At 70.1% G+C, this 10,081-nt stretch carries 8 protein-coding genes, 2 tRNA genes and 2 pseudogenes; 5 read left to right on the top strand and 7 right to left on the bottom strand.

Annotation, left to right across the window (positions count from 1 at the left end):
- A pseudogene (locus tag G4D87_RS40150) lies at nt 1-670 on the top strand (NAD-dependent epimerase/dehydratase family protein); the annotation flags it as partial.
- 22 nt (nt 671-692) lie between these two features.
- Here G4D87_RS40150 and G4D87_RS26365 read toward each other — a convergent pair.
- Together G4D87_RS26365 and G4D87_RS26360 are read right to left on the bottom strand one after the other, a co-directional pair.
- Nucleotides 693-1,298, bottom strand: a complete 606-nt coding sequence (locus tag G4D87_RS26365) for an MlaC/ttg2D family ABC transporter substrate-binding protein (protein WP_163785149.1) — start codon at nt 1,296-1,298, stop codon at nt 693-695.
- Nucleotides 1,299-1,350: 52 nt separating this feature from the next.
- Nucleotides 1,351-3,081, bottom strand: a complete 1,731-nt coding sequence (locus G4D87_RS26360; protein ID WP_240358627.1) for a TolC family protein — start codon at nt 3,079-3,081, stop codon at nt 1,351-1,353.
- Nucleotides 3,082-3,335: 254 nt separating this feature from the next.
- On the opposite strand from G4D87_RS26360, the gene G4D87_RS26355 reads away from it, so the two are divergent.
- Nucleotides 3,336-4,259: a class I fructose-bisphosphate aldolase gene (locus G4D87_RS26355; RefSeq protein ID WP_163785145.1), complete on the top strand. Its 924-nt coding sequence runs from the start codon at nt 3,336-3,338 to the stop codon at nt 4,257-4,259.
- A 140-nt stretch (nt 4,260-4,399) separates the two neighbouring features.
- Here the strand turns inward: G4D87_RS26355 and G4D87_RS26350 are convergent.
- The 5 genes from G4D87_RS26350 to G4D87_RS26330 form a co-directional block, all read right to left on the bottom strand.
- Nucleotides 4,400-4,472, bottom strand: a tRNA-Ala gene (locus G4D87_RS26350).
- A gap of 56 nt (nt 4,473-4,528) precedes the next feature.
- Entirely contained in the window at nt 4,529-4,930 is a 402-nt protein-coding gene (locus G4D87_RS26345; protein WP_240358626.1) for a hypothetical protein, read from the bottom strand.
- Nucleotides 4,931-4,986: 56 nt separating this feature from the next.
- A complete protein-coding gene (locus tag G4D87_RS26340) occupies nt 4,987-6,273 on the bottom strand; it encodes an RsmB/NOP family class I SAM-dependent RNA methyltransferase (protein WP_163785152.1) in 1,287 nt (428 codons plus the stop codon).
- Nucleotides 6,274-6,374: 101 nt separating this feature from the next.
- A complete protein-coding gene (locus tag G4D87_RS26335) occupies nt 6,375-7,049 on the bottom strand; it encodes a response regulator (RefSeq protein ID WP_163785141.1) in 675 nt (224 codons plus the stop codon).
- Between the two features lie 102 nt (nt 7,050-7,151).
- Nucleotides 7,152-7,237 (bottom strand) — tRNA-Leu (locus G4D87_RS26330).
- A gap of 96 nt (nt 7,238-7,333) precedes the next feature.
- Between G4D87_RS26330 and G4D87_RS26325 the strand changes: the two genes are divergently transcribed.
- The 3 genes and pseudogenes from G4D87_RS26325 to G4D87_RS26315 all read left to right on the top strand — a co-directional run.
- Nucleotides 7,334-8,077: a tetratricopeptide repeat protein gene (locus G4D87_RS26325; RefSeq protein ID WP_163785139.1), complete on the top strand. Its 744-nt coding sequence runs from the start codon at nt 7,334-7,336 to the stop codon at nt 8,075-8,077.
- 399 nt (nt 8,078-8,476) lie between these two features.
- Nucleotides 8,477-9,433, top strand: coding sequence for a GGDEF domain-containing protein (locus G4D87_RS26320; RefSeq protein WP_163785137.1), 957 nt, complete (start codon nt 8,477-8,479; stop codon nt 9,431-9,433).
- Nucleotides 9,434-9,481: 48 nt separating this feature from the next.
- Nucleotides 9,482-10,081 (top strand): annotated as a pseudogene (locus G4D87_RS26315) (response regulator); the annotation flags it as partial.

The following is a 10,081-nucleotide window of genomic DNA, read 5'->3' as shown; positions in this document are numbered from 1 at the left end:
GCTGGTGTACTGCTCGTCGCTGGCCGCCGCCGGTCCGTCCACGCCCGGGCGCCCGCGGCGCGAGGAGGACCCGCCCGCGCCCGTGTCCCTCTACGGCCGCAGCAAGCTGGGCGGAGAGGAGGCGGTGCGGGCGCTCGCGGACCGCGTCCCGTCCGTCATCGTCCGACCGCCCATCGTCTATGGGCCCGGTGACGTGGAGTTCCTCCCGTCGCTGCTGCCCATGGCGAAGCTGGGGCTGGCGCTGAAGAGCGGCTTCGGCCCCAAGCGCTACTCGCTCATCCACGTGGACGACTTGTGCACCGCCCTGCTCGCGGCCGCGGAGCGCGGCGCCACGGTGACGAAGGAGGACGCGGCGCGTGGCGTGTACGCCGTGTCCGACGGCGTGGAGCACTCCTGGGAGGACGTCTGCGCGGCCATGGCCGGGGCGCTCGGCAAGGGCCGGCCCGCGGTGCTGTCCGTGCCGCAGACGGTCAGCTACATGGTGGGGCTGGGCTCGGAGGCCGTGGCCCGCCTGCGCGGCACGGTGCCCATCCTCAACCGGGACAAGGTGCGCGAGATGCGGTGCCCCGCGTGGACGTGCTCCACCGAGCGCGCGAGCCAGGAGCTGGGCTTCCTGCCCACCATCCCCCTGGCCCAGGGCCTGGCTGGCACCCTGGCCGCGTACCGCGAGGTGACGCGGACCGCGCTGGGCGTCAGGGGACCGCCGTCTGCCCCGCGCTCTTCTCCGCCGACGCCGCGTTCTCCTTCTCCAGCTGCGCCCGCTTGCTCTTCAGCGTGGACAGCAGGCCGTCGAAGCCCTTGTCGGCGAGCAGCTTGCGGAACTGTCCCTTGTACGTGTCCACCAGCGACACCTCGTCGGTGATGACGTCGTAGATGCGCCACGCCCCGCTGGCCGACGTGCGGTACAGGCGATACTCGACGGGGACGGCGTCCTTCTTCACCGTCACCGTGGTGCCCACGGAGGCCTCGTTCCCGTCGATGCCCTCCTCGCCGTACTTCACCTGCGCTTGCGCCTGCCCCAGGGCCTTCTGGGCATAGGACGCGCGCAGCAGGCCCGTCATCGTGTCGGTGAACTCCTTGCGCTGGGCGGGCTTGAGGCCGGCCCAGGCCTTGTCACCCAGCGCGCGCTTCGCCAGCTCCTCGAAGTCGACGAACTTCTCCACCACGCTGGCGAGCGACTGCGCGGTGGCGCCGGACGCGTTGGCGGCCTTCTGCACGTCCGCGTTCCCGGATTTGACGACCGTCAGCGGGCCGGGCGCGGCGGCGAGCAAGGTGGCGGCAAGCAGGGAAGCAATCATTCAATGGGCTCCGGGTGAAAGGACGACAGGGAAGACAGTGGTGAGCGCATGGTTATTCACTCGGGGCCAGCGGTGCCCCGGTTACCCGCGCAAGGGCGGCCATTCCAACCCGAACGTCGTGCCAGCTCTTGCCTTTGTCACCTGAAGCCTGGGCATAGGCCGTGAAAGCGTCCACCAGGTCACGGGTGTCACCGGTCCCCAGGTCGAACGCGGTGAAGGCAGCCGTTACCCACCGACGGGCATTTCGTTCCGCTTCGCCAAAGGCCCGGGCGCGGCTCCAGGCGGCCACCAGCTCGCCGTGCACCTTGGCGACCTCCAGGCGGATGCCCGCGCGAATCTGCTTCTCCTGCGCGCGCAGCTTGTCCAGCTCCGCGCGGGCCTGCTCGAGCTGGGCATCCTTGATGGGAATATCGAACGTCCCCCGCATCACCAGGCCCAGGCCCGCGGTGCGGTCGTTGAATGGATCAAAGGCGAAGGGCGTGCGCTGCCGCGTGGCGCTGGTGGTGAAGCGCACGTCGTAGAAGCCGGCCAGGCCCAGGTCCGGGTAGTAGCTGCGCTCGCGGATGAAGACCTCCTGCTCGCGCGCGGCGATGCCCGCGGCGACAGCCGTGAACTCCGGACGGTACTGCTCCGCGCGCACCAGGGCCTGCTCCAGGCTGGGCACCGGCACGTCCTCTTCGAGCGCCAGGTCTTCTTCCACCACCGTCACGGCGTCGTCGGGTCCCGCGTTGGCCAGCAGGCCAATGGCGGCGAGCGCGAGCTGCCGCCCCTGCAGGGCCTCCGCCTTGCGCGCCTCGACAAGCTGCCGGAAGAACCGGACCTTGTACGAGTCCACCGCGGACACCTGGGCGGAGTCCTCCTTGAGCAACCTGTCGATGCGCTGGCCGGCGTCCTCCAGCCGCTTCGACACCTCTTCAATCTGCTGAAGCCCGTCGCGCGCCAGCTGGTAGCCGAAGTACGCCTGCGCTGCCTGGAAGCCGACCTCGTTGCGCATGCGCTCGCGCAGCGCGGCCCCCACCACCGGCCCCTGCGCGCCCGCCTTCTCCAGCGCCGTCAGCTTGCCGAAGGTATAGAGCGGCAGCACCGCGTTGCCGGTGGAGAACATCGTCACGCCGACGCGGCCGAAGTTCAGGTCGCCTTTGAGGGTGGCCTCCGTGGTGGGCGGTCCGCCCAGGCCGTCGTTGCGAGCCTCGGGCGTGGGGCCCCCCGCGCCCACGGTGATTTCGAACCTGGGGAACCAGGCCCAGCGCGCCTGCTGGTAGAGCGCCTGGAACTTGCGCAGCTCCGCCGTCGCCTCCTCGACCCGGGAGTCGGATTCACGAGCCCGCGCCACCAGCTGCGCCAGCGTGAGCGGCGCCCGCCGCGCCGGCTGCGCCTCTGAGTCCGCCGCCTCCGCCACGCCGTCCTTCACCTGCTCCGCCTCGGCGGAGGGCGCCAGGGCTGGCGCGGGTGAAATGGCCTGCCCCCGCTGGGAGGAACCCGGCGTCTCCTCAATCGAGCTGGGGGCGATGCCCGGCGGGCTCGGAGGGAGCTCCCGACCCCCGGTGCCCACGCGCGGCGTGGGCCGCGTCCCTTCCGGCGCCCCCGTCCCGGGCACCGTCGTGGGCGCGTCGGACCCCGGCGTCCCCAGGTCGGGTGTCGCCGGCGCGGGCGTCGCTCCGGGCGCGGGCGTGGAAGGCGTCGGCGAGCTTCCGGTGCTGCCCGATGAAGGGCTGCTCCCCGTCCCGACCGATCCGGGGGTGAGCTGCGCTCCGGCAACGCCCGCCGCGAGCACCAGCGCCATTGTCACGCCATGATCCAGGTGTCTGCGCATCAACCCGCCTTGTGGGTTTCCCCATATCCGAGAACCCCACGGCGCCGCAGCATGTCCGTTCGGCATCGAGCCGTCACCGGTGTTGTTCGTCCCATGGGCGGCCCGGTCGGCGATGGGGTGCGCCCTGTCGTGGAACCCGTGACACTCGCGCGTTAAAAGGAGTTGGTAGGACGTGACGCATGCAGCAGATTGCGCCCTGTTCCCGAGACAGAGGATCCCCACACATGCCCCATACCGATCGCGTCAAGCAGATCCTGTCGTGGTACCCGTCCGACAACCCCGGCACGCTGACCAACCTGGCCCGGCTGCTGAACACCGGCACGCTGGCCGGCACGGGCAAGCTCGTCATCCTCCCTGTCGATCAAGGCTTCGAGCACGGCCCGGCTCGCTCGTTCGGTCCGAACCCCGCCGGCTATGATCCGGACTACCACATCCAGCTGGCCATCGAGTCGGGCTGCAACGCCTACGCGGCGCCGCTGGGCTTCCTGGAGGCGGTGGCCGGCAAGTACGCGGGTGAGATTCCCCTCATCCTCAAGGTCAACAACTCCGACAGCCTGGCCAAGGTGCCCCACCCCATGTCCGCGGTGACGAGCTCCGTGAAGGACGCCGTCCGCCTGGGCTGCACCGCCGTCGGCTACACCATCTACCCGGGCTCCGGGGCGCGCAACGAGCAGTACGAGGACCTCCGCGACATCATCGCCGAGGCCAAGTCCTACGGCCTGCCCACCGTCCTCTGGGCCTACCCCCGCGGCAGCCTGTCCAAGGAGGGTGAGACGGGCATCGACGTGGTGGCGTACGCGGCGCAGATCAGCGCCCAGCTCGGCGCGCACGTCATCAAGGTGAAGCCGCCGCAGGACCACCTGGAGCAGGCCGAGGCGAAGAAGGCCTTCGAGAAGGCCGGCATCGCCACCAAGACGCTGTCGGACCGCGTCCGCGAGGTCGTCCGCTCCGCCTTCAACGGCAAGCGCATTGTCATCTTCTCCGGCGGCGAGGCCAAGGGCACCGACGCCCTGCTGGAGGAGATCAAGCAGATCAACGCCGGCGGCGGCTTCGGCTCCATCATGGGCCGCAACGCCTTCCAGCGTCCGCACGCGGAGTCCATCAAGCTCCTCAAGGACGTGATGGCCATCTTCGCCGGCAAGGCGTAGGCGGCTCGACGGTAGACGCCGGAGCCCGAAGGCCCGTCAGCGCCCCGCTGGCGGGCCTTTTTCGTGCGCCACGCAGGCCGCGCGACACGGAAAACAAAAAGGCCCGCCAGGTTTCCCTGGCGGGCCTCTTCATTTCAGAGTGGAGCTAATCGGGATCGAACCGATGACCTCTTGAATGCCATTCAAGCGCTCTCCCAGCTGAGCTATAGCCCCGTCTTTTGCTGCTGAGCCGCTTTGGGGAGCGGCCCGACCGGCGAAGTGGGTGCCTTCTACCGCTTCTTCGCTCCAGGCACCAGAACTCTTTGAGGCCTGGGTGCGTTTTTTTGCTCTTTCAACCGCTCCGCCACTTCGTCCCCTTCCCGGAGGAGATCGGTGAGCTCGCGAGCGTGCGCTTCGACCGCTTGCTCCGCCGCCTCCACCGCCTTGAGCGCGGCGCCGAACCCCGCGGGCAGCTCCAGCCGGCCCTTCTGGACCTGACGCCAGACGGCTTCGCCCAGCTCCTTGAGCGCCTTCTCCTTGTGATCCTTCAACACGGTGGTGCGAGCGTTCGCCCGGGCCAGGTCCGTGTTGCGCTCCACGGCCTCGCGCAGCTCGGCCAGCCGGGCCTGCGCCGCCTGGAAGGCCTCGTTGATCTGCTTCACCACCTCGGACTGCTTCGAGTCGGCCGCCAAGTCAGTCACACTCCTTGAGAAATCAACGATTGCGTAGCGTGCGCTCTCGGAGCCTGTCAACCCGGCCCCGCCCCTGTCCTCCGCAGCCGGGCCGCGAAGAAGCCTCCCCCGGGGACCTTGGGAGGCAGCGCCTTCAGATAGGGGCCCTGCGCGGCGAGCGCCGCCCGTTCCGCGCCGAGGACGTCCTCGACCGGCTCCAGCGTGAACTCCGGATGCTTCGCGAGGAAGGCCTCCACCACCGCCTCGCCCTCCTCGGGCATCACCGAACAGGTCGCATAGACGATGAGTGCACCCGGCTTCGTCTGGCGTGACACCTCTTCCAGCAGCTCCGACTGCGTGGACTGGTACTTGGAGATTTCCTGGGCGGTGAGCTTCCACTTCTGATCCGGCTCGCGCGCCAGGGAGCCCGTGCCGCTGCACGGCGCGTCAATCAGCAGGACGTCCGCGTCGGACAGCGGCAGCGGATGCGGAAAGGCGACCTGCCGCAGGGAGAAGTGGCGCACGCGCTCGCGCGCCTCGGCCAGCCGTCGCCGCGAGCGGTCCCCGGCCAGCACCTTGCCCCGGGGCCCGACGAAGTCCGCCAACGCCAGCGTCTTGCCGCCCGCGCCGGCGCACACGTCCGCCACGGTGAAGCCCTCCAGCGAGCCCTCCTGGGGACGGCACAGCTCGGAGATGAGCTGGCTGCCCACGTCCTGCACCTGGAGCCGGCCGGACTTCATCATCCGCGTCTCGAAGACGCGGTGGCTGGAGTCCATCACCCGCACCGCGTCCGGCGCCGCGGCCACCGGCTCGGCGTTGACACCCTCCTCCTTCAGCGCCGCCAGCACCGCGTCCCGGGTCCCCGGGGGCCGCGCGCGGAAGTGCAGCGACGGCTCTTCATCGAGCGACGCCAGCAGTCCCTCCAAAACGTCCTCCGGGTACACCTGGGCCAGGCGCTGCACCAACCAGTTGGGGAACGAGTAGCGCAGGGCCAGCCGCTCCGTCTGGGACTCCGGCAGCGGCGCCTCCGGCAGCGGCTGCTCCACCACGCGCTGGAGCAGGTCGTCCTTGATGGTGCGCGGACGCACGGGCCCCGGCAGCCGGACCTCGGGACCGATGCGAGTCCAGCCCTCGCCACAGAAGATGCGGCGCCAGAGGGCATAACGCACCAGCGCCTGGTCCTCCGTCAGCCCCACCTTTCCCATGGTGTGGCCCAGCAACCGGGCCGCCAGGTCCAGCAGGCGCTGGTGCCGGGACAGCTCCCGCACGGCCATGGCGGTGAAGCGCCGCTCCTGGCCGCCCAGGCCATTGGCCTCTCGCAAGGCGTTGGCGAGCGCGGCCTTCAAGGGCTCACCGCGAAGCACCGCGATATGGGCCTCGAGTGCCGCCGTCGCACCACGACGAGAAGGACGACCCAGGCGCTCCGGGTCCACGGGCGTTGCCGGCCAGACGGAATCCACGTGCCTCAGCCCTGCCCTTTCAGTCCCACGCCCACCACCAGACAGCCCGCCGGGCTGCGCATCCGAGGCGTCTGCCCGGCCCCCAGGAAGAAATACCCGGGCGCCGCATGCGACACGCCATCCACTTCAAGTACGCCTTCGACCACCTGAATCCCCACGCCCCCGGGTGTCGGGTGGAACGCCCCGTTGAAGTCACCTCCCGCCGTCACCGACACCCACACCGCCTTCAGCGCGTCTTCCCGCGCGAGCTGGACGTGGGCGCCCTGCGGCGACCAGGCGCCCGCGGGAGGCCGCTGGCCCTGGGTGGCCAGCCGCTCCACGTCCTGACGCAGCGCGATGAAGCGCTCCACCAGGGCGTAGATGTCGTCGATCTGGAACGGCTTGAGGAGGATGGCGTCCGCCACCTGAGGCTGGACGGTCTGGATCACCTCGTCCGGCGTCGCGGCGCTGACAATGGCCACCGCCTGCTGGCGCTTCCGGGCCGCCTCGACGACCGTCCGGCCGCCCAGCTCGCCCCCCGCGATGCGCAGATCACTGATGACCAGGACGAAGCGCTCGGCCTGGAGGGCCGCGACCGCTTCCTCCCCGGTGCCGACCGCATGGACCTCCGCGAGCTCGGAGATGAGCTCGCCCATGCCTTCCCGCAGGCTCGCGTCATCCTCGACCAGCAACACCCTCATTGACGGGGGACCTCCGCCGCCCCTACCTGCTGGAGCCTGTCCTTTATCAGGACCGGGCGCGTCCAGCGCAAGAGCAGCGCGCCGGTCCTGCCCTTCGGATGATGGCCCTCCCCGGACTCGAACCGGGACGCGGGGTCAGCCGCAGCGGATTTTGAGTCCGCCTCGTCTACCAATTTCGACAGAGGGCCCCCTGCTGTCGCGACGAGCAGACGTATACCGCGACTTGATACCAAGTGCATCCGAAGATTGCGGTGCTCCACGCACATCGCTAAGAGGGGCCCCCCATGTACAACCTTCTCATTTCCCTCGGTGTGGGAATCGCCGTCGCGCTCCTGGTGAAGGTCGCCGGCTTCTCCATCTGGGCGGGGCTCGTCCCCGGAGTCCTGGCCCTCGTTGGCACCTACATCGTGCTCGCTCGCCGGGTGGCCAGCCGCGTCCAGGCGCTGATGACGGTGGTCCAGAAGGACCTTCAGTCCCAGCCCAGCAGCCAGAAGGACGCCCAGTCGCGGGTGGACCGGGCGGTGAAGACGCTGGAGCAGGGCCTTGTCTACGACAAGTGGCAGTTCCTGGTCGGTCCGGAGCTTCACTCCCAGATCGGCATGCTGAAGTACATGGTGAAGGACCACGACGGCGCCAAGGCCGCCTTCGCCAGGGGCAGCGGCCGCAACTACATGGCCAAGGCCATGGAAGGCGCCCTGTACTTCCAGCGCAAGGACTTCGACGCCATGAAGAAGGCGTTCGAGTCCGCGACGAAGAGCGGCAAGAAGGAGTCCATTGTCTGGGCGGCCTATGCCTGGTGCCTGCTCCAGAACAAGGACAAGGACGGCGCGCTGCGCGTGCTCGCCCGGGGCGTGGAGGAGAACCCCAAGGACGAGAAGCTCAAGGGCAGCCTCTCCCAGCTCCAGAACGACAAGCGCCTGAAGATGAAGCCGTACGAGCCCATGTGGTGGCAGTTCGGGCTCGAGGCGCCGCCGCCGGTCATGCCCCCCATGGGCGGCCGCCGCATGCAGTTCAACACCCGACGCTAGCGGCTCGTCGCGCGGCCTTCGAGCGTCTGCCCGCGCACGGGAATATCTACCGGTCTGCCCCTCGGCGCGCTGCAACGTCTTCCGACCCTGTACAACAGGGTGACGCAGAGGGTGCGCAACCGCCCGGAAACACTCTGACTGCCCTCCCCCACCGCGGGGCATGGTGCTTGCTCCCGCACCGTGCTCACGGATGGCGGGGAGAGGCCCCGTCTCGCGGAGCCTGACAGGCTTGGCAGCCGGAGGTCTCGGGTGAAGGTTGTGGGCATTGGGGTGTGCTTGCAGGACCGGGCGGCGGCGGATGCGCGTGGGGCGCAAGGGCGTTGGGAGCACACGGAAGGGCGTGGCACCCGAGACTTTCGGCCTGCCATTTCGCAGCAGCCGAGTGAAGCGGAGTGGTGCATGGAACGGCGCGGCCGGACCTCCGAGCGGTCCCTTCTGCTCGTCATCGAAGACGACGCCCAGGTCCGCGAGAGCCTCGTGGACCTGCTCGCCGTCCGCTTCGATGTGCTCGCCGCACCGGATTCGGATGCGGGGCTGGAGTTGGCGCGGGAGCACCGCCCGGACCTCATCCTCCTGGACAGGTTCCTTCCCAGCGGAGACGGGCTCGCGGTGCTGGAGCTGCTCCAGCGCGAGCCGCGCACGGAGGCGGTGCCCGTCATCTTCCTGACGGGTGACGCGGACGAGGCCACGCTGGAGCGCTGCCTGGAGATGGGCGCCGTGGACTTCATCCACAAGCCGGCCAGCGCGCGGGAGCTGCTGGCCCGGATAGACAGGGCGCTGCGCCAGAGCGAGCAGCAGCGCCGGCTGCAGATCCTCGCGCAGACAGACGGCCTCACGGGGCTGGCCAACTTCCGGGCGCTGACCCTCCGGATGGAAGAAGAGTTCCGCCGGGCCCAGCGCTATCAGTACCCGCTGAGCGTCGTCATCATCGACCTGGACCACCTCAAGGCCATCAACGACGGCATGGGCCATGACGTGGGCAACCGGGCGATCCTCGCGCTGGCCAACCAGTTGAAGCAGGAGCTGCGCGAGTCGGACTTCGCGGCCCGCTTCGGTGGCGACGAGTTCGTCGCGCTGCTGCCGCACCAGACGGCGCTGGAGGCAGCCGTCTTCGCCGAGCGCATCCGCACCGGGCTGCGCGCCGTCGGCGTCCAGAAGAACGACGGCCGCCCTGCCCCCTTCGGACTGAGTGTCAGCGTGGGCATCGCCGACCATACCTTCGAAGGGCCCCGCGAGGACACGGAGTCGCTGATGAAGGCGGCGGACGCGGCCCTCTACGAGGCAAAGCGCGAGGGGCGGGACCGGGTCGTCGTGTTCGGCAGGCCCGCGAATTCGCCTCCGGCGCAGCGGCACTGAACGGGGCGCGGTGAGGCAGGCAACGGCGGGGCAGCAGCGAGGGCGCGGATGATGCTGGGGAACAGACTGGCGACGGGTTCGAGGGTGGCGGTGGTGGGAGGCGGCATTGCCGGAGCGGGGCTTGCCGCCTCACTCCTCTTCAACGGGAGGGCCCGGGGGCTGGCGCTGGACGTGCGCGTGTACTCCGGAGGAACGCAGGAGCGCACCGCCCCGCCGGCGGTGCTGACGCCGGAATGCCGCTCACGCCTGGCCGCGCTGGGCTGCCGCATTCCCTCCGAATGGCGCGCCCATGAACTGCGCGGCATTGAAGTCATCGCCGAGGGCCGGCGCGAGCTGCTGTCCTCCACGCCCGGTGGCCTCTGGGTGGTGGACGGCTGGCCCCAGGGCCTGGGCGGCCTGGAGCAGGTGCGGGACGTGCTCGCCACCGCGGCCAGCGCCCAGGGCGCCCGCTTCCTCCCCCGCCATGTCGAGCGCGTGGAGCGCCAGGCCCCCGCGCCGGACGCGCCCGCCTCCGTGCGCGGCGCGGGCTCGCTGGTGGTGCGCGCCCAGGGCAGTGGCGATCGCTTCCACGCGGTGGCGCTGGCGTCGGGCGCCGGGCCGCTGATGGGTGACGCGTTCTTCAAGGGCTTCCGCCCCGCCCCCACCCTC

The organism is Myxococcus vastator, from assembly GCF_010894475.1.
In the GTDB taxonomy this organism is placed as follows: domain Bacteria; phylum Myxococcota; class Myxococcia; order Myxococcales; family Myxococcaceae; genus Myxococcus; species Myxococcus vastator.
Note: the sequence above shows the minus strand (reverse complement) of the source record. Positions and strands in the feature narration are given on the sequence as shown.